Source organism: Streptomyces sp. WM4235 (genome assembly GCF_001279725.1).
Classification (GTDB): Bacteria; Actinomycetota; Actinomycetes; order Streptomycetales; family Streptomycetaceae; genus Streptomyces.
The window spans coordinates 120,729-146,727 of sequence record NZ_LGDE01000002.1 but is presented as its reverse complement, the minus strand read 5'-3'; the positions used below and the strand labels follow the sequence as shown (position 1 = coordinate 146,727).

Annotated in this window: 21 protein-coding genes; 5 read left to right on the top strand and 16 right to left on the bottom strand. The window is 72.7% G+C overall.

Annotation, left to right across the window (positions count from 1 at the left end):
- On the top strand, positions 1-1,338 hold a 1,338-nt coding region (locus ADK55_RS01785; RefSeq protein ID WP_078998333.1), incomplete at its 5' end, for a MinD/ParA family ATP-binding protein.
- Between the two features lie 101 nt (positions 1,339-1,439).
- Here the strand turns inward: ADK55_RS01785 and ADK55_RS01780 are convergent.
- The 9 genes from ADK55_RS01780 to rimP form a co-directional block, all read right to left on the bottom strand.
- Entirely contained in the window at positions 1,440-2,396 is a 957-nt protein-coding gene (locus tag ADK55_RS01780; RefSeq protein WP_078998332.1) for a bifunctional riboflavin kinase/FAD synthetase, read from the bottom strand.
- Between the two features lie 162 nt (positions 2,397-2,558).
- Complete coding sequence (locus ADK55_RS01775) at positions 2,559-6,548, bottom strand: serine protease (protein ID WP_053675260.1); 3,990 nt, start codon at positions 6,546-6,548, stop codon at positions 2,559-2,561.
- A 407-nt stretch (positions 6,549-6,955) separates the two neighbouring features.
- Positions 6,956-7,864, bottom strand: coding sequence for a tRNA pseudouridine(55) synthase TruB (gene truB, locus ADK55_RS01770; RefSeq protein ID WP_053675258.1), 909 nt, complete (start codon positions 7,862-7,864; stop codon positions 6,956-6,958).
- A complete protein-coding gene (gene rbfA, locus ADK55_RS01765) occupies positions 7,861-8,310 on the bottom strand; it encodes a 30S ribosome-binding factor RbfA (protein WP_053675256.1) in 450 nt (149 codons plus the stop codon). Before rbfA ends, truB begins: the two co-directional genes overlap by 4 nt.
- A gap of 27 nt (positions 8,311-8,337) precedes the next feature.
- Positions 8,338-8,631 (bottom strand): DUF503 domain-containing protein, encoded by a 294-nt coding sequence (locus tag ADK55_RS01760; protein WP_053675255.1) that lies wholly within the window; start codon positions 8,629-8,631, stop codon positions 8,338-8,340.
- 205 nt (positions 8,632-8,836) lie between these two features.
- On the bottom strand, positions 8,837-11,968 hold the full coding sequence (gene infB, locus ADK55_RS35705; RefSeq protein WP_078998330.1) for a translation initiation factor IF-2: 3,132 nt from the start codon (positions 11,966-11,968) through the stop codon (positions 8,837-8,839).
- A gap of 148 nt (positions 11,969-12,116) precedes the next feature.
- Positions 12,117-12,404 (bottom strand): YlxR family protein, encoded by a 288-nt coding sequence (locus ADK55_RS01750; protein WP_053675251.1) that lies wholly within the window; start codon positions 12,402-12,404, stop codon positions 12,117-12,119.
- Between the two features lie 156 nt (positions 12,405-12,560).
- On the bottom strand, positions 12,561-13,649 hold the full coding sequence (nusA, locus tag ADK55_RS01745) for a transcription termination factor NusA (protein ID WP_053675249.1): 1,089 nt from the start codon (positions 13,647-13,649) through the stop codon (positions 12,561-12,563).
- A 2-nt stretch (positions 13,650-13,651) separates the two neighbouring features.
- Entirely contained in the window at positions 13,652-14,149 is a 498-nt protein-coding gene (gene rimP / locus ADK55_RS01740) for a ribosome maturation factor RimP (RefSeq protein WP_053675248.1), read from the bottom strand.
- A gap of 277 nt (positions 14,150-14,426) precedes the next feature.
- Here rimP and ADK55_RS01735 point away from each other — a divergent pair, with 277 nt between their 5' ends.
- Genes ADK55_RS01735 through ADK55_RS01720 form a run of 4 tightly spaced genes read left to right on the top strand, consistent with a single transcriptional unit; the run spans position 14,427 to position 17,273 of the window.
- On the top strand, positions 14,427-14,939 hold the full coding sequence (locus tag ADK55_RS01735; protein ID WP_053675246.1) for a hypothetical protein: 513 nt from the start codon (positions 14,427-14,429) through the stop codon (positions 14,937-14,939).
- Positions 14,936-15,394 (top strand): ferritin-like domain-containing protein, encoded by a 459-nt coding sequence (locus ADK55_RS01730; protein WP_053675244.1) that lies wholly within the window; start codon positions 14,936-14,938, stop codon positions 15,392-15,394. The genes ADK55_RS01735 and ADK55_RS01730 overlap by 4 nt, the downstream gene beginning before the upstream one ends.
- Before the next feature lie 16 nt (positions 15,395-15,410).
- Positions 15,411-16,313: an aminoglycoside phosphotransferase family protein gene (locus ADK55_RS01725; protein ID WP_053675242.1), complete on the top strand. Its 903-nt coding sequence runs from the start codon at positions 15,411-15,413 to the stop codon at positions 16,311-16,313.
- A 42-nt stretch (positions 16,314-16,355) separates the two neighbouring features.
- Positions 16,356-17,273, top strand: coding sequence for a slipin family protein (locus ADK55_RS01720; RefSeq protein ID WP_053675240.1), 918 nt, complete (start codon positions 16,356-16,358; stop codon positions 17,271-17,273).
- A 46-nt stretch (positions 17,274-17,319) separates the two neighbouring features.
- Here the strand turns inward: ADK55_RS01720 and ADK55_RS01715 are convergent, their stop codons facing one another.
- The 7 genes from ADK55_RS01715 to ADK55_RS01685 form a co-directional block, all read right to left on the bottom strand.
- The gene (locus ADK55_RS01715; RefSeq protein ID WP_053675238.1) at positions 17,320-19,014 is read right to left on the bottom strand and encodes a proline--tRNA ligase; all 1,695 of its coding nucleotides are present in this window, start codon (positions 19,012-19,014) and stop codon (positions 17,320-17,322) included.
- A 42-nt stretch (positions 19,015-19,056) separates the two neighbouring features.
- A complete protein-coding gene (locus ADK55_RS01710; RefSeq protein WP_053675236.1) occupies positions 19,057-19,629 on the bottom strand; it encodes a GNAT family N-acetyltransferase in 573 nt (190 codons plus the stop codon).
- A gap of 134 nt (positions 19,630-19,763) precedes the next feature.
- On the bottom strand, positions 19,764-20,609 hold the full coding sequence (locus ADK55_RS01705) for a GNAT family N-acetyltransferase (RefSeq protein ID WP_053675234.1): 846 nt from the start codon (positions 20,607-20,609) through the stop codon (positions 19,764-19,766).
- Positions 20,610-20,756: 147 nt separating this feature from the next.
- Positions 20,757-21,914, bottom strand: coding sequence for a flavodoxin-dependent (E)-4-hydroxy-3-methylbut-2-enyl-diphosphate synthase (ispG, locus tag ADK55_RS01700; protein WP_053675232.1), 1,158 nt, complete (start codon positions 21,912-21,914; stop codon positions 20,757-20,759).
- A 206-nt stretch (positions 21,915-22,120) separates the two neighbouring features.
- The gene (locus ADK55_RS01695; RefSeq protein WP_053675231.1) at positions 22,121-23,422 is read right to left on the bottom strand and encodes a M50 family metallopeptidase; all 1,302 of its coding nucleotides are present in this window, start codon (positions 23,420-23,422) and stop codon (positions 22,121-22,123) included.
- Positions 23,419-24,672, bottom strand: a complete 1,254-nt coding sequence (gene dxr / locus ADK55_RS01690) for a 1-deoxy-D-xylulose-5-phosphate reductoisomerase (RefSeq protein WP_053675228.1) — start codon at positions 24,670-24,672, stop codon at positions 23,419-23,421. The genes ADK55_RS01695 and dxr overlap by 4 nt, the downstream gene beginning before the upstream one ends.
- A 20-nt stretch (positions 24,673-24,692) precedes the next feature.
- Positions 24,693-25,955, bottom strand: coding sequence for a hypothetical protein (locus ADK55_RS01685; protein WP_053675226.1), 1,263 nt, complete (start codon positions 25,953-25,955; stop codon positions 24,693-24,695).
- Positions 25,956-25,999 lie beyond the last annotated feature (44 nt).

Below are 25,999 nucleotides of genomic sequence, written 5' to 3'. Positions count from 1 at the left end.
ACGCCGCCCCCGGCCCCGCCCGAGGGGTACGGCTTCCCTCCCCCCGCGCCCGCTCCGGCCCCGGCTCCGGCTCCGGCTCAGCAGCAACCCCAACAGCCGCAGCCGCAGCCGCAGCCGCCCTACGGTGACCCCCGTTCGGGCGCGCAGTGGCCGAGCGGCCCCCAGCAGCCCTCGTACCCGTCCGGCCAGGCCGGCGGGGGCGCGCCGCTCGGCTACACCGCCGCCGTCGAGTTGTCCTCCGACCGTCTGTTGCGGGCGAAGCAGAAGCCCAAGCCGACCCGTTCGGGCTTCCGGTTCGGCGGCAAGGCGGCCGAGGCCGAGCGCCTGCGCAAGCTGGAGCTCATCCGTACGCCGGTCATGTCGTGCTACCGGATCGCCGTCATCAGCCTCAAGGGTGGCGTCGGCAAGACCACGACGACCACCGCGCTCGGCGCGACGCTCGCCACCGAGCGCCAGGACAAGATCCTGGCCATCGACGCGAACCCCGACGCCGGCACCCTCGGCCGGCGGGTGCGCCGCGAGACGGGTGCGACGATCCGGGACCTCGTCCAGGCGATCCCGTACCTGAACTCGTACATGGACATCCGGCGGTTCACCTCGCAGGCCCCTTCCGGCCTGGAGATCATCGCGAACGACGTGGACCCCGCGGTCTCGACGACCTTCAACGACGAGGACTACCGGCGTGTCATCGAGACGGTGGGGCGCCAGTACCCGATCGTCCTGACCGACTCGGGCACCGGGCTCCTGTACTCCGCCATGCGCGGTGTCCTCGACCTGGCCGATCAGCTGATCATCATCTCGACACCGTCCGTGGACGGCGCCAGCAGCGCGAGCACCACGCTCGACTGGCTCTCCGCCCACGGCTACGCCGATCTCGTGTCCCGCTCCCTCACCGTCATCTCGGGGGTCCGCGAGACCAGCAAGATGATCAAGATCGAGGACATCGTCCAGCACTTCGAGACCCGTTGCCGGGGCGTGGTCGTGGTGCCCTTCGACGAGCACCTCGCGGCCGGCGCGGAGGTGGACCTCGACCTGATGCGGCCGAAGACGCGCGAGGCGTACTTCAACCTCTCCGCGCTGGTCGCCGAGGACTTCGTCCGCGCGCAGCAGCAGGCCCCGCAGAACCACTGGGGCGCCCCGCAGGCCGCCCCGGCCCCGCAGGCTCCGGGGCCGTACCAGCAGCAGGGGCCCTACCAGCAGCAGCCGCCCGCCCCGCAGCCGTACGACCGGGCGTACCCGCAGCCCGGTCAACCCTGGCAGCAGCCCGGGCCGTCCGGGCAACAACCGCCGCAGCCGCCGCAGCCCGGTGGTCCGCCGCGCGACCCCCGGCTCGGCTAGACGCCGGCCCTGGAGCGGGCTCGGGCGCACCGGGCGGTGACACGAAGGGCCCGTACCGTCCTGGGACGGTACGGGCCCTCACGTCATGCGTGCGGTGGGGTTCAGCGCTCCGCGTCGTAGGCGTCGGTCAGCACACGCGCCCGCTTCACGTCGTCGGCGATGGCCTCCAACAGCCCGTCCAGCGACTCGAACCTGGCCATGCCCCGCACGTACGCGAGGAAGTCCACGGCCACGTGCATCCCGTACAGGTCCAGCCCGATCCGGTCGATCGCGTACGCCTCGACGGTCCGCTCGGTGGCGTCGAATTGCACGTTCGTCCCCACCGAGATCGCCGCGGGCATCCGCTCGCCGTCCGCCGTCAGCCAGCCCGCGTACACCCCGTCCGCGGGGATCGCGGTGTGCGGCTGGGTCTCGACGTTGGCCGTCGGGTAGCCGAGTTCGCGGCCGCGCTGCGCGCCGCGCACCACGACGCCCTCGACCCGGTGCGGGCGGCCGAGGATCTCGGCCGCGCCGTCCATGTCGCCCTCGGCGACGAGCCGGCGCGCCAGCGTCGAGGAGAACGGCACCCCGCCGCCCGCCTCGCCGCGTTCCACGAGGTCCACGACGTCGACCTCGTAGTCGTACGTGGCGCCCAGCTCGCGCAGGAAGTCGACGTTCCCGGCGGCCTTGTGGCCGAAGCGGAAGTTCGGTCCCTCGATGACCGCGCGGGCCTGCAACTTGTCGACCAGCACCTTCACGATGAAGTCGGCCGGGGACAGCTGCGAGAACTCCGCCGTGAACGGCAGGATCAACAGCGCGTCCACCCCGAGACCGGACATCAACTCGGCGCGTCGGTCGTAGGGCGCCAGGATCGGCGGGTGGCTGCCGGGCCGCACGACCTCGCTCGGGTGCGGGCTGAAGGTGACCACGACCGACGGGAGGCCCAGCTCCCGGGCCCTGGCGACGGCACGCCCGATGATCAGCTGATGCCCCCGGTGCACACCGTCGTAGGAGCCGATGGTGACGACGCTGCGTCCCCAGTCCTGGGGGATGTCCTCCAAGCCACGCCAGCGCTGCACTGTGACCGCTCCTCGCCCGAACCCGTATGGTCCCTGTCCTGATGCCGATTGCAGGTCTAAGACTGCCATGCCGCCGGCCGGGGGTCCGCATCGGCATCGGGCCGGCTCCGCCCCGCACGACGTGATGCCGGGCGCGGGATGACGACGGGAGCAGGCCCCGCCTCACGTGATGCCGGGAGCGGTCCTGCTCAGCGTCTCGACCGTACGTCTGGCACCCGGCCCGAGCAGCGCCGCGGCCTCGACCCCCGATTCGCCCAGCCAGCGCGCGACGAGACTCCCGAAGACCGGATCGGCGCGGGCGAGCTCCACCGTCCGGTGCTCGAACACCGCCGGGCCCCCCGGAACCCCCAACAGCCGGCGGCCGGTGCGCCGCAGCAACTCGCGGGTGCGTTCCTCCGGCCGCGCGCCGACCCAGGCGGCGAGCGCCCCGAGGAAGGCGTCGAGCACCACCGGGTCGCTCTCCTCCCGCAGCAGTACGTCGGCCAGGTCGCCCCGGAGTACGCGGGAGCCCTCCCCGCCGGGCGCGGCCAGCACCCGGGCCAGGGCGACCCGGACCCCCGTCGGGGCGGTCCGCAGCAGGTCGAGGACGAGCGGGCGGAGCACGGGCGTCGCGGTCAGGCCCTGGTCGAGGCGCCGGTCCACGAACACGGCCGCGTGCGGGGCGTCCTCGGGGTGCCGTGCGAGGTGCTCCCGTACGAGGTCACCCGCGCGGCGGGCCAGTCCCGGCGTGGTGAGAGCGGCCAGGGCGCGCACCACCTCCCCGTCGGCGCGGGCCCGCAGGGCGGCGAAGACGGCGTCCGGGTCGGGGAGCACGGGCAGCGCCGCGACCAACGCCGACGCGGGAAGCCGGGCACCGCCCTCGGGATCGCGGAAGCAGGCGAGGGCGTCGGGCAGGTACCGGGCCCGCACCTGGGGGTCGCGGAGCAGCATCCCGAGGGCGCTGCCGTGCAGGGTCGCGTCGGCCGGGCGGGCCAGCAGCGCCTGCGCCGCGCGGCGCAGCAGTTCGCGGTCGGCGGGGGCGCGCACGTGCGGGGCGGTGGTCAGTCCGTACGCGGCGGCGGCGACCCGGCGGCCGGGCCGTTCGTCGTGGGCCCAGCGGTCGACGGCCCGGCACAGGGCGGAGGGCTCGTCCTCGGCGAGTACGGCGAGCAGTTCGTCGGCACGCGGATGGGCGGCGGCGACCAGGGCCTCCGCGAGATCGTCGACGGCGAGGGCGCGGTGGGTGTGCAACAGGGCCTGGGCGGCGGTGGCGACGGTGGCTCCGGGGCGTCCGCGCAACCGGCGTTCGTCGGTCAGCCAGACGCAGAGCAGCGGCTGGACGAGCCGCGGGTCGCGGGCGAGCCGTCGGGCCGCGGCCTCCAGGTAGCGGTGGTCGCAGGGCAGCAGCCGGCGCAGCAGGTCGAGGCGGTCGGACTCGGACAGCCGGAGCCGGTTCCAGAACCAGCCCTCGAAGTCGCCGGGGCCGGTGCGGGCCACGTGTTCGGCGAGGGCGTGCAGGACGGGCAGGTACGGCGTGGCGTCGGGGACCCGCAGCAGGCTCTCGCGGAGCAGGCGGGCCGCCCACCAGATCCGTTCGGCCCGGCAGCCCTCGCCGGGCGCGGGCCGCTCGCGCTCCCCCTGCGCCGGCCCTTCCGGTTGCGGCTCCGGTTGTTGCTCCGGTTGCCGGTCCGCTTCGGCTTCTGCTTCGGCTTCGGCTTCGGCGAAGGAGTTCAGGGCTTCCACCAGCCGGGTCAGCATGCCCCGGATCTCGGTCGGCGAAAGCCTGAGCAGCGCCTCCAGGACGGTGCCGACGCGGTGGCGGGGCACGGGCGGGCCCGTCGTGGCGGGGCCGAGGTGCACCAGGGCGTCCAGAGCGGTCGGGACGTCGAGGTGTCCGGCCTGGAGCCAGTCGGACAGTTCCTCGTGGGCGAAGCGGTAGCCGTTCCCGGCGGGGACCAGCAGGCCTTCGGCGAGTACGGCCGAGGCCCAGCCGGTCCGCCAGGGGAACAGTTCCTCGAAGGCGGCCCGGTCCAGCTCGCCCTGCCCCGGCCCGAGGCAGCGGCGGGCGGCCTCGTGCACCCGTCCGGCGACCCGGGCGGCGAGCCGCCGCACGCCGGGCCCGTGCACGCCCGGCCCGTGCGCGCCGCGGCCGTGGTGACCGTGGCTCCGTGCCCCGGGGGCGCCCCCCTCCCGCGTATCCGGGGCCGCACCGCACACCGAGCCGGTCAGGGCCGACACCCCGTCAGCGCCCTCCGTGTCGGGGCCGGACAGGGCCCCCGCCCCGCGGAGCCGGGACCCGGCCGCACCGAGCCCGCCGAACCAGCCGGGTCCCGCTCCCCCGGTCCCGCCCGTACCCGGGGGTGTCGCCGGGGCGCCGCCCTGGCCCGGCTCCGACCGGCCGGCGCCCGAGGCCGCGATCCGCACGGCCACCCGCAGCGCCGACAGGTCGAGGTGCGCGGCGAAGACCTCGTCGCGGCCGGGCCGCCCGGCGGTGACCTCGGCGGCCCGGATGTCGGCGAGCAGGCGCAGGGTGAGGGGGTGCCCGGCGTCGGCTTCCCGCACCGCGTCGGCGGGGATGCCGAGACGGGCGCGGGCCGTCCGCGCCTCCTCGGGAGTCAGGTCGCCGACCGGCAGTGCGGGTGGCAGCCGTCGGGCCGGGCGGGCGGGGGTGTGGAGCGCCTCGGGCGGATAGAGGGCGCCGGCCCGCTCCCAGTACTCCGGCCGGGCGGCGACGACCAGCCGGGCACCGATGCCGTCGAGCCATCGGGCGGTGGCCTCGGCCCAGGGCGCCTGTCGTGGGGCCTGCCCCGGGGGCGTCTCCTCCGGGGCGTCGAGGACCACGAGCAGCGCGCACCCGGCGTCGGCGGCCAGCCGTGCGATCCGCTCGGCGGTACTCGTGGCTCCGGGGGCCGCGCCGGGCTCCGGAACCGGTCCGGTCACGGCCGTCCCGGCACGACCGGCGGGGCCCGGGAGCCCGGAGAGTCCCGGGAGCGGTTCGACGGTGCCCACGGCGCTCGCCCGGTCGCGGCGACCGGCGTCGGCGAACGGGGCGAGGGTCGAGAGGGCCGCGAACGGACCGAGACCCGCGGCCGAGCCGAACCCCCGCGCCGTCGCGGCGGACACGGCCGCCCCGGCGCCGGCCATCGCGGCGGACTCCGGGGACGTCACATGTGCCGTCCCCACCTCCGTCCCCGCCTCCGCCTCGGGTTCCGTCCGTGCCTCCGCACCGGCGGCGACGATCCGCCGCGCCGCGGCCAGCGCCCGCGCCACGGCGTCGGCCAACGAGGAGTCGGCGGGGCGCAGATCGGCCCCGCGCAGCCAGAGCGTGGGCGCCGGCCGGGCCCCGCGGGCGCGGTGCGCGGTCAGGACGGCCAGCGCCGTGGTCCGGCCGGTGCCGGGGGCGCCGACCAACCCGAGGACGGACCGGTCCGAGGCGGTGAAGGCGGCCAGTTCGGCGGCGATCTCGGGGCGTTCGACGGGTTCCGGCCCGTCGTCGGTGAGCGCCGGGGGCAGCGTGGTCCCGGTGAGTTCCAGCGCGCCGGCCAGGTTCAGGTCGGCGCCGTGTCCGGGCACGGTGGCGGCGTTCCGTTCCAGCAGGGCGGCCAGCGGGCCGCCCGGGTCGGCCTCGGCCGCCGCGCGCAGGGGGATCGCGAAGCCCGCGGAGCGGTGCTCGGCGTGCAGAGCGGTGCCCACCACCGCGAGCACCGCTCCGGTCTCGGCGTCGAGCACCGGCCCCCCGCAGGCTTCCCCGCCCAGCTCCAGGGCGTCCCGGCCGGCCGTGCCGATCGCCAGCTCCACCGTGGCGGGCAGGACGTGGAACCGGTCGGTCGCGGTGTACGTGACCTCCGCGCCGGCCGCGAGCACGCGCGCCTGTCGCCACCCCCGCGCGGGGATCCGTACGTACGTCCCGGGAGTGATCACCGAGCGCGCCCCGATCGGCAGGGGACGCAGCCCCAGCCCGTCGGTGCGTACGAGAGCGAGCGCGAGCCATGGCAGGGGGGTCACGTCCCCCGCCTCGGCCAGCCACGTGCGTTCCCCGGGGCCGTGCAGCACCACCCGGGCCAGGCCGTCCACGGCCTCGTGGCTGGTGATCACCGTGCCGCGATCGTCCGCGACGAAGCCGCTGCCCCGCACCCGCCCGGCGAGATCGCAGATCCTGACGAGCTCCGTCATTGCCGCACCACTCCCCCGCCGTACCCGTGTTCATGACGTTAGGCAGGTGAAGATCAGCGGGAAAAGCACGCGAGGCGAAAGCGCCCCCTTACGCTCCCTCCATTCACTCCGAGCGCCTGCTCGGACGGGTGAATAAAGCACTCCGGGTGGATAGAGAGCTACCCGAGGGGGGTCGTGGAGCGGCGAGCGGCGGTCCTTGTGCGCTCGCCGCTCCACGACAAACACGCGCGACCCGGAACCCCGCTCCGACCGGGCCGCCCGCCGGGCACCACGGAGGAACGGTCACCACGGACGAACGGTCCCGACAGACGAACGGTCGCGACAGACGAAAGGCCCGGCCCGCCGTGCGGCCCCAAGGGCCGTACGAACGCACCGGGCCGAACCACCCGTCAGGCGAACACCGTCCGTCAGACGAACACCGCGAGCGACTTCGCCTTGCCGCCCTTGCTCTCCACGAGCCCGAGCAGCTGATCCTGCGGACCGTAGACGGCGACCGTCTTCCCGTCCTCGTACTCCTCCGGCATCTCGATCCGCACGCCGTTGGCGAGCAGACCGGCACGCCGGGCGTCCAGGTCCCACCGCGGGAAGGCCGCGGCAGCGGCCTCGCCGATCGGCATGACGGTCAGCTCCTCCTGGAGCTGGTCGAGCGTCCGCGCCCGGTCGAGCTTGTACGGGCCCACCCGGGTGCGCCGGAGCGCCGTCAGGTGGCCGCCGACGCCGAGATCGGCGCCCAGGTCGCGGGCGAGGGCCCGGATGTACGTGCCGCTGGAGCAGACGACGGAGACGACGAGGTCGACGACCTTGGTGCCGTCCTCGGCCTCGGCGTCCCGCATGTCGTACACCTGGAAGGACGAGATGGTCACCGGTCGGGCCGGGATCTCGAAGTCCTCGCCGTCCCGGGCGCGCTTGTAGGAGCGGACGCCCTTGATCTTGATGGCACTGACCTTGGACGGGACCTGCATGATCTCGCCGGACAGCTTGGCGATGCCGGCGTCCACGGCCTCGCGGGTCACCCCGGACGCGTCGGCGGAGGAGATGATCTCGCCCTCGGCGTCGTCCGTGAGGGTGTCCTGCCCCAGCCTGATGGTGCCGAGGTACTCCTTCTCCGTCAGCGCGAGGTGGCCGAGGAGCTTGGTGGCCTTCTCGACGCCGAGGACGAGTACGCCCGTGGCCATCGGGTCGAGCGTGCCGGCGTGGCCCACGCGACGGGTCTTGGCGATCCCGCGCATCTTGGCGACCACGTCGTGCGAAGTGAAGCCGGACGGCTTGTCGACGATGACAAGGCCGTCCGGAGTCTTCCCTGCGTCGGTGCTCATTCCGCGGTTGCGTCCTCGTCGTCCTCGTCCGGCTTCTTGTACGGGTCGGCCTCGCCGGCGTACTTCGCGCCGGAGGAGACCTCGCGCACCTGGGCGTCGGAGGTCCGCGCCTTCTCGAGGAGGTCTTCGATGGTCTTGGCGTTCTCCGGGAGGGCGTCCGCCACGAAGGTCAGGGTGGGCGTGAACTTGGTTCCCGCCGCCCGACCGACCGCGGAGCGCAGTACGCCCTTGGCGCTTTCGAGGCCCGCCGCCGCACTGGCCCGGTCCTCGTCGTCGCCGTAGACCGTGTAGAAGACCGTGGCCTCCCGCAGGTCGCCGGTGACCCGGGTGTCCGTGATGGTCACGTGCGTACCGAGGCGGGGGTCCTTGACACCGCGCTGCAGCTTCTCGGCCACCACCTCCCGGATGAGGTCCGCCAGCTTCTTCGCCCGCGCATTGTCGGCCACTGGTCCGTCTCCTTCTTTGTCTTGCAGTCAGTCTTCATCACCGTGGAGCCGCCGTCGTACCGACAGCAGCTCCACTTCAGGACGTGCCGCGACCAACCGCTCGCAGCGGTCCAGTACGTCCGACACGAACCCCGCGTCCCCACTCACCAGGGCGACCCCTATGAGGGCCCTGCGGTGCAGGTCCTGGTCGCCCACCTCTGCCGCGCTCACGGAGAACTTGCGTTGGAGCTCGGCGACGATGGGCCGGACGACGGAGCGTTTCTCCTTCAGCGAGTGAACGTCGCCGAGGAGCAGATCGAAGGACAGAGTCCCCACGTACATGCAGTTCCGGATGTCCCGCCGGTGCGGGTTCGGTGGCCTGCCGGCCTACGCGCGGCAGGATCACCAGAACCGTACACGCAACGGCCGGGGCCGATCGACGGATATTCCGCCGACCGGCCCCGGTGCTACTCGTACGACCTCTCGGCCGTACGAGCCTTACGCCTTACGCCTTACGCCTTACGACACGGTGCGAACCGCCTCGCGCTTACGCGCGGGGCTTCTCGCGCATCTCGTACGTCGCGATGACGTCGTCGATCTTGATGTCGTTGAAGGAACCGAGGTTGATACCGCCCTCGAAGCCTTCGCGGATCTCGGTGACGTCGTCCTTGAAGCGGCGCAGACCGGAGATGGTGAGGTTCTCGGCGATGACCTTGCCATCGCGCAGGAGCCGCGCCTTGGTGTTGCGCTTGACCTCGCCGGAGCGGATGAGAACACCCGCGATGTTGCCCAGCTTGGACGAGCGGAAGATCTCGCGGACCTCCGCCGTACCGAGCTCGACCTCTTCGTACTCCGGCTTGAGGAGACCCTTCAGGGCCGCCTCGATCTCCTCGATGGCCTGGTAGATCACCGAGTAGTAGCGGACGTCGACACCCTCGCGGTCCGCCATCTGCGCGGCGCGACCGGCCGCACGGACGTTGTAACCGATGACGATGGCGTCGGAGCCCATCGCCAGCGAGATGTCGGACTCGGTGACCGCACCCACACCGCGGTGCAGGACCCGGATGTCGACCTCTTCACCGACGTCGAGCTGGAGCAGCGAGGACTCGAGAGCCTCGACCGCACCGGACGCGTCGCCCTTGATGATGAGGTTGAGTTCCTGGACCAGACCGGCCTTGAGCACGGAGTCGAGGTCCTCGAGGGACACACGACGGACGCGCTTGGCGAAGTTGGCGTTGCGCTCTCGCGCAGCACGCTTCTCGGCGATCTGACGGGCCGTACGGTCCTCGTCCACGACGAGGAAGTTGTCGCCGGCGCCGGGGACGTTGGTGAGACCCAGGACCAGGACGGGGGTCGACGGACCCGCTTCCTCGACGTTGTTGCCCTTGTCGTCGAGCATGGCGCGCACTCGGCCGTAGGCGTCGCCCACGACCATCGTGTCGCCGACGCGGAGGGTACCGCGCTGCACGAGGACGGTCGCGACGGCACCGCGGCCGCGGTCGAGGTGGGACTCGATCGCAATACCCTGAGCGTCCTGCTCCGGGTTGGCGCGCAGGTCGAGCGAGGCGTCGGCGGTGAGGACGACGGCCTCCAGCAGGGAGTCGATGTGCAGACCCTGCTTGGCGGAGATGTCGACGAACATCGTGTCGCCGCCGTACTCCTCGGCGACCAGACCGAACTCGGTGAGCTGACCGCGCACCTTGACCGGGTCGGCACCCTCGACGTCGATCTTGTTGACCGCGACGACGATCGGGACGCCGGCGGCCTTGGCGTGGTTGAGCGCCTCGATCGTCTGCGGCATGACGCCGTCGTTGGCCGCGACCACGAGGATCGCGATGTCGGTCGACTTGGCACCACGGGCACGCATGGCGGTGAACGCCTCGTGACCCGGGGTGTCGATGAAGGTGATCTTGCGCTCTTCACCGTTGACCTCGGTACCGACCTGGTACGCACCGATGTGCTGCGTGATGCCACCGGCCTCGCCCGCAACGACGTTCGTCTTGCGGATGGCGTCGAGCAGTCGGGTCTTACCGTGGTCGACGTGACCCATGACGGTCACGACCGGCGGACGCGGCATGAGGAATTCCTCGCCGCCCTCGTCCTCGCCGAACTCGATGTCGAAGCCCTCGAGGAGCTCGCGGTCCTCTTCCTCCGGGCTGACGATCTGAACCGTGTAGTTCATCTCGCCGGCCAGCATTTCGAGGGTCTCGTCGGAGACGGACTGCGTGGCGGTGACCATCTCGCCGAGGTTCATCATCACGGCGACGAGCGACGCCGGGTTGGCGTTGATCTTCTCCGCGAAGTCGGTGAGGGAGGCACCGCGCGACAGGCGAACGGTCTCGCCCTGGCCGCGCGGCAGCATCACGCCGCCGACCGACGGGGCCTGCATGGCCTCGTACTCCTGGCGCCTCTGACGCTTGGACTTGCGACCACGACGGGCCGGACCGCCGGGACGACCGAAGGCGCCCTGCGTGCCACCACGGGCACCGGGACCACCGGGACGCCCGCCGAAGCCGGGACGACCGCCGCCACCGGCACCGGCCGGACCGCCACCGAAGCCGCCGCCACCGGGACGGGGGCCACCGAAGCCGCCACCGCCGCCGGGACGCGAGCCCGGACCGGCCGGACGACCGGCGAAGCCGCCGCCCGCGGGACGACCGGCGCCGCCGCCGGGACGGGCACCGCCCGCACCGGGACCACGGCCACCGGGGCCGCCGCCGGGACGCGGACCGGGACCACCGGCAGCGGGACGCTGCGGCATCATGCCCGGGTTGGGACGGTTACCGCCGGGAGCACCACCGGGACGCGGGGCGCCGCCCTGCGGACGAGGCATGCCGCCCGGGGTGGGGCGAGCGCCGCCCTGACCCTGGGGACGCGGGGCGCCACCAGGGCCGCCCTGCGGACGGGGAGCACCCTGGCCGCCGCCGGCGCCGGGGGCACCGGGACGGGGAGCGCCGGCCGGACGGGGCGCCTGCGGGCGCGCCATGCCGGTGGAGCCACCCGAGGTGAACGGGTTGTTGCCCGGACGGGGACCGGCCGGACGGGCGCCCTGCGGACGCGGGGCACCGGCACCGCCGGCGGGACGCTGGGACGGACCGCCGGGGGCGGAACCGGCCGGGCGCGGGGCGCCGGGACGTGCGCCGGGCTGACCGCCCTGACCCTGGGCCGGACGCTGCTGCGCCGGACGGGGGCCGGGAGCGGCCGCGGCGGGACGCTCGGTGCGCGCCGGGGCGGCCGGGGCCGCCGGAGGCGCGGAGAACTCGGTCGCCACGGGAGCCGCCGGAGCGGGCTTCGGGGCGGCCGGAGCCTTGGGACCGGGACGCGGGCCGGATGCGGCCGGAGTCACCGGGGCGGGAGTACTGGCGGCCGGAGCCTCGGCGACGACCGGCTTGGGGGCCGGTGCACCGGGCTTCGGGGCGGCAGGACGTGCCGCAGCGGCCGGGGAGGGCGCTGCGGGCTTGGCGGGCGCTGCCTTGCGGGGCGCGCCGGGCTTTGCAGCGGACTTGCCGGCGTTGCCGCCGGGCCCCTGCAGTGCGTCAGTCAACTTGCGTACGACAGGCGCCTCGATCGTCGAGGACGCCGAACGTACGAATTCACCGAGTTCTTGGAGCTTGGCCATGACGACCTTGCTCTCTACCCCGAACTCCTTGGCGAGTTCGTATACCCGGACCTTAGCCACTTCGCTCCTTTTAGGTCCGGGTTACGCCGGACCGTCGCTACTTCATGGGCGTACTCATCGCGTACTCATCGAGTGCTCATCGCAATCTCGACCTACTTCCAACTCGCGAGGTACCTGACCGCACGGGGTATCCGTGCCGTACTACTTCTTACGGTGTCGCCCCGGCCTCACCGGCCACGGCTTTGCGCAGTGTCGCCGTGTCGAGCGCTCCGGCGGACCGAAGGGCCCGGGGGAACGCTCTGCGGCGGACCGCCTGGTCGAGGCAGACCACGGCGGGGTGCACGTAGGCACCCCGGCCGGGCAGCGTACCGCGAGGATCGGGGACGCATTCGTCCTCGACCGCCACGATGCGCAGCAGATCGCTCTTGGCCGCTCGCTCCCGACACCCCACACAGGTGCGTTCGGGGCATGCGCGGGCTTGCGTCCGGCCAGACACGCCTAAGTCTACCTCCCCGCACCGACCTCACCCCTTCGGGCGAAAAATCGAACGGATGTCGTTGTGATTCACATGGATCCCGGAGGACCCACAGGTCAGGGACCCCGACCTGCGGGGTCCCTGTCTACCGGCCGAAAACCACCGACCGGTAGTGGTTTATTCCCCGCGCCGGTCGGAGTGACGGTCCGCACCGCGGTCACCACCGCGGTCCCGGTCACCGTCGCGGTCCCGGTCACCACCGCGGTCGCGGTCGCCGTCCCGGTCCGAGGGGTCCTCGGTGTCCGGGCGGATGTCGATGCGCCAGCCGGTGAGCCGCGCGGCAAGGCGGGCGTTCTGGCCCTCCTTGCCGATGGCCAGCGACAGCTGGTAGTCGGGCACGGTCACGCGGGCGGAACGGGAGTCCCAGTCGACGACCTCGACCTTGCTCACCCGGGCGGGTGACAGGGCGTTGGCGACCATCTCCGCCGGGTCGTCCGACCAGTCGACGATGTCGATCTTCTCACCGTGCAATTCGGCCATCACGTTGCGCACGCGGCTGCCCATGGGGCCGATGCAGGCGCCCTTGGGGTTCAGGCCGGAACGCGTGGAGCGGACGGCGATCTTGGTGCGGTGGCCGGCCTCGCGGGCGATGGCCGAGATCTCGACGCTGCCGTCGGCGATCTCCGGGACCTCCAGGGCGAACAGCTTCTTCACCAGGTTGGGGTGGGTCCGCGAGAGGGTCACGGACGGGCCGCGGACGCCCTTCGCGACGCGCACCACGTACGCCTTCAGGCGCAGCCCGTGGGTGTACTCCTCACCGGGGACCTGCTCCTGCACCGGCAGGATGGCCTCCAGCTTGCCGATGTCGACGAGGACGTTCTTGGGGTCCTTGCCCTGCTGGACGACGCCGGTGATGACGTCACCCTCGCGGCCGAGGAACTCGCCGAAGGTCAGGTCGTCCTCGGCGTCGCGCAGACGCTGGAGGATCACCTGCTTGGCGGTCGTCGCGGCGATCCGGCCGAAGTCCGACGGCGTGTCGTCGAACTCCTTGGGCTCCTGGCCCTCTTCGAGATCCTTCGGGTCTTCCGTCGCCCACACGACCACGTGACCGTTGGTGCGGTCGAGCACGACGCGGGCGCGGCGGAAGCTGCCCTCGGTGCGGTGGTACGCGATGAGGAGGGCCGACTCGATCGCCTCGACGAGCAGGTCGAAGGAGATCTCCTTCTCCCGGACCAGACCCCGTAGGGCACTCATGTCGATGTCCACGACTACGCCTCCTCTTCCTTCTTGTCCTTGCGGTTGAACTCGATCTCGACACGCGCCTTGACGATGTCGGTGAATGCGATGCGGCGGGTGGTCGCCTTGCGGCCCTTCACACCCGGTACTTCGAGGTCCATGCCCTCGTCGTCGACGTCGAGGATGCGGGCGATCAGTTCCCCGCTCTCGGCCGACTGGAACTTCACGAGACGGCCGATCGCCCGGATGTAGTGACGGTGCTCGGTCAGCGGGCGGTCCGCGCCCGGCGAGCTCACTTCGAGGACGTACTCGTCCTCGCCCATCACGTCGCTCTCGTCGAGCAGATCGGAGACCTCGCGACTCAGCTCGGCACAGGCGTCCAGTTCCACACCCTCATCGGAATCCACGATGATCCGCAGCATCCGGCGCTTGCCCGCCTTGGACGTCTCGATGTCTTCGAGGTCCAGGCCCTTGGCGGTGACCAGCGGCTCCAGCAGTCCGCGCAGCCTGTCGCTCTGGGTGGTGCTCATCCGGGTGACTCCTCGGCCGCGTGTGCTGTTGTGGTTTTCTGTCGCGTGTCAGGTCAAAGGGTATCCGGTCGCGGAGGGTGTTGCCGTCCGCGCTCCGGGACGGGCCCCGGGTACCTTGATCACACCCGCCCCGCCGTCACCTCCGGAGGACGTCACCGTGCCCTGGACCACGCCACGCCCGCCGTCCGTGCCCGCGCGGACCTCGGGTTTCCCGGAGCCGGCGGAGGCCGCCGGTCCCCCGCGTCCTTCGCGCGCATCGCGCCCCTCTCGTCGCGGCGTGCTCGTCACGGCCGTCGGCGCGGGCGGCACCGCGCTGCTCGGCGGGTGCTCGGGTGGTGACGACTCCTCCGGCGCGAGCACCGAGGTGTCACTCGAACGGCGGATGCGGGAGGGCGCCGTTCGTGACAGCGAGGATCTGCTGGAACGTTACGACAGGACCATCGCCGCCCATCCGGACCTGGCCGGGCGGCTGGTACCGCTGCGCGCCTCCGTCGCGGCGCACCCCGCCGCCCTGGCGTTCGTCGAACCCGGTCGGTCGGACGAGCGGAAGGCCTCCCCTTCGCCCTCCGCCTCGGCGACGGCCACGCCGTCGCGCTCCGGCGAGCCGGTTCCGCCCAAGGCCGCCGACGCCCTGACCGAACTCGCGGACGCCGAGCGGAGCCTGGCCGAGACCCGGACCGTCGCGCTGGCCGGCGCCCCCGGGGAGCTGGCGCGCCTGCTGGCCTCGGTCGCGGCCTGCGGCGCGGTCCACGCGTACCTGCTGACCTCGAACCCGGGAGCCCGACCGTGAAGCCCGAGCCCTCCGCGACGACCCGCCCGCTGGAGGCCGCGCAGTCAGCGTTGGCCGCCGAGCACGCAGCCGCGTACGCCTACGGGGTGATCGGCGCGCGCATCGCGGCGGCCCGTGCGCCCGAGGCCCGCGAGGCGTACGGGCAGCACCTGGCGCGGCGTGACTCGCTCGCCCGTACCGTGCGTGACCTGGGCGGATCCCCCCGACCGTCGGAGGCCGCGTACGCCCTGCCGTTCGAACTGCGGACCCCTGCGGACGCCGAGCGGCTCGCCGGTGACGTCGAGGACCGGGTGGCCGGCGCCTACTCCGATCTGGTGCGGGCCGCCGACGGCCCGTTGCGCCGCGAGGCGGCCGACGCGCTGAGCGCCGCGGCGGTCCGCGCGGCGCGCTGGCGTGGTGTCGGCGTAGCCTTCCCTGGGCTCACGGAACGTTCGAAGCGAGCCCAGACCAGCTGAAAGGGATCACGCACGCATGGCTTTCGAACCGCCGCAGCGGCTGGTACGGGCGCTCGGCGAGACGCCGGAGACGACGCGGGACACGGACTGGCTGGGGCGGTTGCCCCGACTGACCGAGGAGGCGCTGACCCGGCGTGAGGTGGCCGCGCAGCGGGTGCAGGCCCCGGGTGGCCGCAGCAGCCTGGTGGTCCTCGTCCGGTACGCCGACGGGACCCCGGCCGCGCTGAAGTTGGCGCCCCCCGGGGCGCGGCCCGACCGGGAGCTGGCGGCGCTCGCCCACTGGGGCGGGTTCGGGGCCGTACGGGTCCTGGACTCGCGTTACCACGAGGAGGACGGGGCGCTGCTCCTGGAGCGGCTGCACCCGGAGGTGTCGCTGCGCTCGCTGCCCGAGGCGAAGGCGCTGCTGGAGGCCTCGGGGACGCTCCGGCGGCTGTGGGTGGCCCCCGGGGCCGATCACCGGTGGGAGACCGTCGCGCAGCGCACGGACCGGCAGGCCGAGGCACTGCGGAAGGCTCCCCCGGAGGTCGAGGCGCTGGCCGCGACGGCCCTCGCGCTCCGTGAGGAGCTGACGGCGGCGCCGGGCGAGGAACTGCTGCTGCACGGGAACTTCCGGCAGGGCAAGGTGTTGGCGGGTGAGCGGGCGCCGTGGCTGACGGTCGGTCCCGACCCGGTGGTCGGCGAGCGGGCCTACGACCTCGCGCGGCTGGTCAGGGACCGGCTGGAGGACCAGGTCGCCTCCTCGACGGGGGCGTCGGGCGCGCGCCGGCGGGTGAACAAACTGGCCGACGCGTTGGACGTGGACCGGGAGCGGCTGCGGGGCTGGGCGGTGTTCCGCGCGGTGGAGTCGGGGAACCGGGCGCTGGCCGCCGGGCGGCGTCGGGACGCCGAGCTGTTGTTGGAGTTCGCGGCCTGGCTGTAGGGCATACCGTACATATAAGGATATGTACGGCAGGGGGCCGTCATGGTCGAGGAACTGCTGACAGCGGCTGTCGCCGCGGGCGTGGGAATCATGGTGTACCTGGGCGTCGCCGCCCGGGTGGTGAAGCAGTACGAGCGGGGCGTGGTGTTCCGGCTGGGCCGGCTCCGTGAGGGTGTTCGGGGCCCCGGCTTCACCTTCGTCGTCCCGGGCGTGGACAAGCTGCGCAAGGTGAACATGCAGATCGTGACGATGCCGGTGCCGGCCCAGGAGGGCATCACCCGGGACAACGTCACGGTGCGGGTGGACGCGGTCGTCTACTTCAAGGTGGTCGACGCGGCCGACGCGATCATCCAGGTCGAGGACTACCGGTTCGCGGTCTCGCAGATGGCCCAGACCTCGCTGCGGTCCATCATCGGCAAGTCGGACCTGGACGATCTGCTGTCCAACCGGGAGCAGCTGAACCAGGGACTGGAGCTGATGATCGACAGCCCGGCGATCGGCTGGGGCGTCCAGATCGACCGGGTCGAGATCAAGGACGTCTCGCTGCCGGAGACCATGAAACGGTCGATGGCCCGGCAGGCCGAGGCGGACCGTGAGCGGCGGGCGCGCATCATCAACGCGGACGCGGAACTCCAGGCGTCGAGGAAGCTGGCCGAGGCGGCCGAGGTGATGTCGGAGCAGCCGGCGGCGCTGCAACTGCGGCTCCTGCAGACGGTGGTGGCGGTGGCGGCGGAGAAGAACTCCACGCTGGTCCTGCCGTTCCCGGTGGAACTCCTGCGCTTCCTCGAACGCGCGGCGCCCGCCCCCGCGCCTCCCGCACCCCCGGCACCCCCGGCACCCCCGGGTCCGGCCATCGAGCCGGGCGCGGCCCCGACCGCGACCCCGACCCCGACCATCGAGCCGGGTGCGGACCCCGACGCGCCCCCGGCCCTCGACCCGCCCCCGGCCGAACGCGACTAGCCGGGACACGGGCCGACGGGCCCCGCGTCCCGGCCGGACCGTCACGTCACGTCAGGCGGGCCAGCGCCTGCGCCAGGGGGAGCTCCTCGCGGGTGCCTTCCCTGCGGTTCTGGAGTTCGACCACCGACTCGGCCGAGCGGCGCCCGGCGACCAGGATCCACGGCACGCCGATCAACTCCGCGTCGGTGAGCTTGACCCCGGGCGACAGTCCCGGCCGGTCGTCCAGGAGGACCCGCCGGCCCGCGGCGGCCAGCGCCTCGGCGGCTTCCGCGGCGAGCGCCAGCGGTACGGCCTTGCCCGCCGCGACCACGTGCACGTCGGCCGGTGCCACCTCGGCGGGCCAGCACAACCCCCGTTCGTCGGCGGTCTGTTCGGCGAGCGCCGCGACCGCCCGGGAGACGCCGATCCCGTACGAGCCCATCGTGACCCGGACCGGCTTGCCCTCCTTGCCGAGCACGTCGAGCCCGAAGGCGTCGGCGTACTTGCGGCCCAGTTGGAAGATGTGGCCGATCTCGATCGCGCGGTCCAGGCGGAGGCCGACACCGCAGAGCGGGCAGGGGTCGCCGGGCTCCACGACCACCACGTCGAGGTACCGGTCCACCTCGAAGTCCCGTCCGCAGACCACGTCGCGGGCGTGTGTGTCGGGCTTGTTGGCGCCGGTCACCCATGAAGTGCCGGGCGCGACACGGGGGTCGGCCAGGTAGCGGACCTTGCCCAGGCCCTGGGGGCCCACGTAGCCGCGTACCAGGTCGGGCCGGTCCACGAAGTCCTCGGCCGTGACCAATTCCACGACGGCCGGGGCGAGATGCTCGCCCAGCTTCCCGAGGTCCACCTCGCGGTCCCCCGGTACGCCGACGGCCACGATCTCGCCGTCGACCTTGACGAGGAGGTTCTTCAGCGTCGCCGAGGCGGGTACGCCCAGGTGGGCGGCCAGCGTCTCGATGGTGGGGGTGTCGGGGGTGGGGATCTCCTCCAGCGGGCCGTGCTCGCCGGCCACCGGGGTCAGGGCGAAGGTCACCGCCTCCGTGTTGGCCGCGTAGTCGCAGGACGGGCAGTCGGCGAAGGTGTCCTCGCCCGCCTCGGCCGGGGCGAGGAACTCCTCGGACGCGGAGCCGCCCATCGCTCCCGAGACCGCCGACACGATCCGGTGGTTCAGCCCGAGCCGCTCGAAGATGCGACGGTAGGCGGCGCGGTGGAGGGCGTAGGACTCGGCCAGGCCCTCGTCGCTCACGTCGAAGGAGTACGAGTCCTTCATCTGGAACTCGCGGCCGCGCAGCACCCCGGAGCGCGGCCTGGCCTCGTCGCGGTACTTGGTCTGGATCTGGTAGAGCATGACCGGCAGGTCCTTGTAGGACGTGCACTGGTCCTTCACCAGCAGGGTGAAGATCTCCTCGTGGGTGGGGCCGAGGAGATAGTCCGCGCCCTTGCGGTCCTTGAGGCGGAAGAGCAGGTCGCCGTACTCCGACCAGCGGCCGCTGACCTCGTACGGCTCTTTGGGCAGCAGCGCGGGGAGGAGTACCTCCTGGGCCCCGATCGCGTCCATCTCCTCGCGGACGACGCGCGAGACGTTGTCCAGGACCCGCTTGCCGAGCGGCAGCCAGGTCCACACCCCGGCGGAACTGCGCCGGACGTAGCCGGCGCGGACCAGCATGCGGTGGCTGAGGGTCTCCGCGTCGGCCGGGTCCTCGCGGAGGGTCTTGGCCATGAGGCGGGACATGCGCTGCACGTGTTGCGTTGACATGACGGGAGGCTATCGGGGACCGGCGCGGGGTCCGAAACGAATTCAGCGCCGGTGCAGGGGCAGCGGGGCGCCCATGACGGCGTACGGCAGGCTCGCGCTGGGGAAGTGCACCCGGCGGGCGAGGTCGGTGTAGCCGAGGGCGCGGTAGAGGCCGCGGGCGGGGCTCTCGGTGTCGATGGCGGACAGGATCGAGCGGGGCTCGGCGGCGGTGTCGGTGATCCGCGTGATCAGGGCGCGGCCGACGCCCCGGCCCTGGAATCCGGGGTGCACGTGGAGTTCGGTGATGACGAAGGAGTGGTCGAGCCAGCCGTCGTGGCCGCCGGCTCGCAGGTGCGGTTCGACGACGGTGGACCACCAGTGGTCGCGGTCGTTGGGCATGCCGTACACGAATCCGGCGAGCGCGCCGTCCTCGGTGAACGCCCCCAGGGCGCGGGCGCCCCGGCAGTCCATGTGGCGTTGGACGATGTAGCGCCGGATGCCGACCTCGTCGTCGCTGAGCCCGAACGCGACGGCTTGCACGCGCAGGGCCTCGTCCACGCGGGCGGCGAGGTCGAGGGCGGCGATGCGGAGTCCGGCGGGCCGGTCGGGGTCGTCGCCCTCGGAGGTAGGCAGCATGCCGTGACCTTACTCGGGGGTACCGGCCAGGGATACGTGGCCCTCTCGGCCGGCGGCCCGCCCCGGGGGCGCCGACGCCCCGGGTTCCGCGGGAGCCGGCCGCCGCGGGTGGAGCGGGCCGGGGTCGGGTCGGGTCAGAAGAGCACGCTCATGAACGCGCCGACCTCGCGGAAGCCCACGCGGCGGTAGGACGCCCGGGCGGCGGTGTTGAAGTCGTTGACGTAGAGGCTGACCACCGGGGCCACGTCGCGCAGCGCGTACTCGACGACGGCCGCCATGCCGGCCTCGGAGTGCCCCCGGCCGCGGAACTCGGGGTCGACCCAGACGCCCTGGATCTGGCAGGCGCGGGGGGTGGCGGCGCCGATCTCCGCCTTGAAGACGACCTTGCCGTCCTCGACGCGTGCGAAGGAGCGGCCGGAGCCGACGAGTTCGGCGACCCGGGCCTGGTAGAGCAGGCCGCCGTCCCCGGCGAGCGGGGAGATGCCGACCTCCTCGGTGAACATCGCCACGCAGGCGGGCATGATCAGGTCCAGTTCGTCCTTGCGGATCCGGCGGACCAGGGGATCCGCCCTGACCTCGGTCGACGGCTGTTCGATGATCATGAGGGGTTGGCGGGAGCGGACGTCCCGGGCAGGGCCCCAGCTGGGCTCCAGGAGCTGCCACAGCAGCCGGGTGGCCTCGGCCGGGCCGACGATGGAGGAGCAGCGGCGGCCGGTGCGGCGGGCCCGGTCGGCGAAGGCGCGTACGGCGTCGGGTCCGGCGCAGACGGGGACCAGGTTGGCTCCCGCGTAACAGAGGGCCTGGAGCGCGCCGTCGGTGTACCAGCCCCACATCTCGCCGCCGAGGCGCCACGGGTCGAGCCCGGCGACCTGGACGCGCGAGGTGACGAAGGCGTTCTCGACGGGGTCACGTCCCAGGACCGCGAGCGCGGCGTCGAGATCACTGGGCTCAAGGACCCGGGTGGTGGTCTGCGTCAACACTGGGGCCTCACCATGCAAGTCTGCTGATCCCCGAACTGTACCCGGCGTCGCATGAGGATGCCTGGTCCCACGGGTCACGAAAAAGCCCCGGCCCCGCCCGCGAGCTGCGGGAACGGGCCGGGGCCTCAGCGGTGTCGGCGGGGTCGCTCAGACGCCGATGGCGACGGTGGGCTCGCCGGACGGGATGCCGTCCTTCTCCATCTGCTCGGCGATCTTCAGCGCCTCCTCGATGAGGGTCTCCACGATCTTCGACTCGGGGACGGTCTTGATGACCTCGCCCTTCACGAAGATCTGGCCCTTGCCGTTGCCGGAGGCGACGCCCAGGTCGGCCTCGCGGGCCTCGCCGGGGCCGTTGACGACGCAGCCCATGACCGCGACGCGCAGCGGGACCTCCATGCCCTCCAGGCCCGCCGTGACCTCCTCGGCCAGCTTGTAGACGTCGACCTGGGCCCGCCCGCAGGACGGGCAGGAGACGATCTCCAGGCGGCGGGGCTTGAGGTTCAGCGACTCCAGGATCTGGTTGCCGACCTTGATCTCCTCGACCGGCGGGGCGGAGAGGGAGACGCGGATGGTGTCGCCGATGCCCTCGGAGAGCAGGGCGCCGAAGGCGACGGCGGACTTGATGGTGCCCTGGAAGGCGGGGCCGGCCTCGGTGACGCCGAGGTGCAGCGGGTAGTCGCAGGCGGCCGCGAGCTGGCGGTAGGCGTTGACCATGACGACCGGGTCGTTGTGCTTGACCGAGATCTTGATGTCGCCGAAGCCGTGCTCCTCGAAGAGGGAGGCTTCCCACAGCGCGGACTCGACGAGCGCCTCGGGGGTGGCCTTGCCGTACTTCTTGAGCAGTCGGGCGTCGAGGGAGCCCGCGTTGACGCCGATCCGGATCGGGGTGCCCGCGGCCTTGGCCGCGTGCGCGATCTCCTTGACCTTGTCGTCGAACTGCTTGATGTTGCCGGGGTTGACGCGGACGGCGGCGCAGCCGGCGTCGATCGCGGCGAACACGTACTTCGGCTGGAAGTGAATGTCGGCGATCACCGGGATCTGCGACTTCTTGGCGATCACGGCGAGCGCGTCGGCGTCGTCCTGCGTCGGGCAGGCGACACGGACGATGTTGCAGCCGGAGGCGGTGAGCTCGGCGATCTGCTGGAGGGTGGCGCCGATGTCGGAGGTGCGGGTCGTGGTCATCGACTGCACCGAAATGGGTGCGTCTCCACCGACGGCCACGGAACCGACCTGGATCTTGCGACTGACCCGTCGGACGGCGAGCTTCGTCGGCACGGACGGCATTCCGAGAGAGATGGCAGTCATCTGCTGTGCAACCCCAAGGTGTGGATCAAGGTCCCGAGATCGGCGGGCTCCAGGCTTCGAGATTACGCCAATCAGCGCGGGACCCACGCATCGCCGGGGGTGTGCCACCCGAACGCGAAGGGCCGGGCACGATGTGTGCCCGGCCTCCTACGCACGGTCGTACGACTTTCGCATGAGCGGTCGATCCGGAGATCGGACCGGACGCGTCAGGTGATCTTGATCGGGTTCACCACGTCCGCCACGAGCACCAGCAGGGTGAAGCAGACGAAGACTCCCGCCACCACGTAGGCCAAGGGCATCAGCCGCGCCACGTCGAACGGACCGGGGTCCGGCCGGCGGAAGACACGGGCCACGTTGCGTCGCACCGACTCCCACAGCGCGCCCGCGATGTGACCGCCGTCGAGCGGCAGCAGCGGCAGCATGTTGAACAGGAACAGCGAGAGGTTGAAGCCCGCCACCAGGTTCAGGAAGATCACCAGGATGTGGGTGGGCGGCAGGTCCAGGGTGAAGATCTCGCCGCTGACCCGGGCGGCGCCCACGATGCCCATCGGGCCGTTCACGTCGCGCTCGGCGCCGTTGAAGACGGAGTTCCACAGGGCCGGGATCTTGGACGGCAGCGCGACCAGGGACTCGACCCCGGACTCCATCATGTCGCCCATGCGGGAGGCGGCCTGCGGGAAGGACTGCTCCACGTACCCGCTGGCCGGCGCGAAGCCGAGGAAGCCCGCGGTGACGTACTGGTCCTTGACGTACTCGCCGCGACCGTCGGTCTTGGCGACCGTGTTCTCGATCAGGGTGGGCTTCAGGTCGACCAGGCGGCCCGCGCGCTCCACGGTGACGGTGGCCGGGCCGACGGTGGCGCGGATGTCCTTCTGGAGCGCCGACCAGTCGTCGACCTTCCTGCCGTTGAACGCGACGATCTTGTCCCCCTGCAGCAGGCCCGCGGCCTTGGCGGGGGCCACCGGGTCGCCGGCGGCGCACTTGTCGCGCTTCTCGCTCTGCTGGAGGACGCAGTCGGACACGCTGCTGACCACGGTGGTCTGGGTGTTCACGCCGAAGGTCATCAGCGTGGCCAGGAAGATGGCCACGGCCAGGACCAGGTTCATGAACGGCCCGGCGAACATCACGATCACGCGCTTCCACGGCTTGCGCGTGTAGAACAGCCGCGTCTCGTCGCCGGGCTGGAGCTCCTCGTACGCGGCGGAGCGCGCGTCCTCGATCATCGAGCGGAAGGGCGACGTCGAGCGGGCGGTGACCTTGCCGTCCTCGCCGGGCGGGAACATCCCGATCATGCGGATGTAGCCGCCCATCGGGATGGCCTTTATCCCGTACTCCGTGTCGCCCTTCTTCCGCGACCAGACGGTCCTGCCGAAGCCGACCATGTACTGGGGCACGCGGATGCCGAACATCTTGGCCGTGGAGAGGTGGCCGAGTTCGTGCCAGGCGATGGAGACCAGCAGGCCGACCGCGAAGACGACCACACCGATCAGGGTCAGCAGTATCGTCATGCGCTCGCCTCCACGGCGGCGCGTGCCGCCATCTCCCGTGCCCGGGCCCTGGCCCAGGTCTCCGCTTCAAGGACGTCCCGGACGGTCAGGGAAGTTCCCGCCTCCGGCGTTCCGTGCTCATCGACCACAGCGGAGACCGTATCCATGATTGCTGTGAACGGCAGCCGACCGGCCAGGAAGGCGGCCACGCACTCCTCGTTCGCCGCATTGAACACGGCCGGGGCGGTACCGCCCAGTGCGCCCACGTGGCGGGCCAGTCCCACCGACGGGAAGGCCTCGGTGTCCAGCGGGAAGAACTCCCAGCTCGACGCCTTGGTCCAGTCGAACGCCGGGGCCGCGTCGGGGATCCGCTCGGGCCAGCCGAGGCCGATCGCGATCGGGCCGCGCATGTCCGGCGGGGTGGCCTGCGCCAGGGTGGAGCCGTCCGTGAACTCGACCATCGAGTGGACGTAGGACTGCGGGTGGACGACGACCTCGATGCGGTCGAAGGGGATGTCGTAGAGCAGGTGCGCCTCGATGACCTCCAGCCCCTTGTTGACCAGGGTCGCCGAGTTGATCGTGATGACCGGGCCCATGGCCCAGGTGGGGTGCGCCAGCGCGTCCTGGACGGTGACGTGGGCCAGCTCGGCGCGGGTGCGGCCGCGGAAGGGGCCGCCGGAGGCGGTGACCACGAGCTTGCGCACGTCGGCGCGGGTGCCGGCGGCGAGCGCCTGGAACAGCGCGGCGTGCTCGGAGTCCACCGGGATGATCTGACCGGGCTTCGCCAGCGCCTTGACCAGGGGGCCGCCGACGATCAGCGATTCCTTGTTGGCCAGGGCCAGGGTCCGGCCGGCCCGCAGGGCGGCGAGGGTGGGCGCGAGGCCGATGGAGCCGGTGATGCCGTTGAGCACGGTGTGGCACGCGGAGGCGGCCAGTTCGCTCGCCGCGTCGGGTCCGGCCAGGATCTCCGGCAGCGGCTCGCCGCCGCCGTACTGGGCGCTCAGCGCCTCTTTCAGGGCCGGTACGGCGTCCTCGTCGGCCACGGCGACCGTGTCGACCCGCAGCAGCCGGGCCTGCTCGGCCAGCAGCGCGACGCGCCCGCCGGCGGCGGACAGCGCGGTCACGCGGAAGCGGTCCGGGTTGCGCAGGGCGAGGTCGATGGCCTGGGTCCCGATGGACCCGGTCGACCCGAGGATGACGATGTCCCGGCGGCCGACCGCGGGGTCGAAGAGGAGGTGCGGATCGGCGAGGGGGGCTGGGCTGTCGCTCATGCTCCCATTGTTGCCGCAACTCAGGTGCGGTTGGACACGGAGTCCCCTTGAATCACACCGGCCAACAGCTCCGGCAGCGTCCCGGCGAAGTCGGGGAGCGCCCGGGCGGCCCGCCACCAGGCGTCCGCGTCCGCGCCGAGGGCCTCGGCGAACAGTCGGTCCGCCTCGGCGCGGGCCGCGTGGACGGCCTCGGGACGGTCGTGGCGGTCGGGGTGGTCGATGTCGCCGAGCCAGTGGTCCTCGTCCAGGGCCCAGCAGGCGGGCACCTTGTGGCGGATCACGTCGGCCCCGGTGAGCAGGCCCCGGTCGAGGCAGTCACGGACCCATCGAATGTCCTCGCTGACCTGTTCCATCGGCACGGCCAGGCTGACCAGGGCCAGTTCGCGCTCCACCCCGCCGACCGGTTCGGGGCCCGTGTGGACACCGGCCGGAGGCGTCTCCCGCGCGGCCACGACCTCGACCAGTTCGGGCAGCGTGCCGCCGAAGCCGACGGCACGCCGGCTCAGGATCGGCCACCAGCGCGGGTCGTCACCCAGGGTGGGTCGCAGCACCCGGCGCACGGCGGACCGGACCTCGGCCTGCTCGGGCACGTTCCAGCGCAGCCCGCCCGGACCGGCGGACAGGTCCGCCAGGAGCAGGGTCCGCCCGGCGGGAGTCACGCGGGAGACCAGCTCGTCGCAGGTCAGGAGCCCCATCCGGACGGCCCGTACGGCGGGGCGGTACCAGCGGCGCCCGTACGTCTCCCCCGGCGTGCCGGCGAGCAGCGCGACGGACACGTCCAGGGGCAGGTCGCCGACCAGGAGCAGCGCCTCGATCGCGCCGGGCGGCAACGGGTCGCGGGCGTGCCGGGCGCGCAGCAGTTCGGGGTCGAGGGTGTGCGGCAGCCGCAGCAGGGTGAGCGGGAGCCGGGGGCGGGCGCCGTGCGCGCGCAGCAGCCCGATCAGTTCGTCGGTGTCCAGCGGTCCGGGGCCGACGCCGAGGGCCGCGAGGAGTTCCGGGCCGGGCGCGGGGCGGGCCGCGTACCGCGCGGGTCCGGGCAGGCCCGGCAGCGGGCGCCCGAACACGCGCGGGTTGCGGGCGACGGTCCGCCGGTCCTCGTCGCTGCCGTGCCGCAGCACGAGCGTGACGAGGGAGGCGGGCAGGTACTCGTCGCGGAGCAGGTACTTGCGGGTGGTGTCGTCCAGCCGGCCCGTCAGGTCGGCGGTGACGGGGTCCGGTGCGTGGCGCAGCAGGTGCGCCACGCACCAGGCCAGCCGTCGGCTGTGACGGTCTTCCTCGGCCATCGCCATCGTTCCCGTCCGCCTCGTGCTCGTGCCGGTACTCGTCC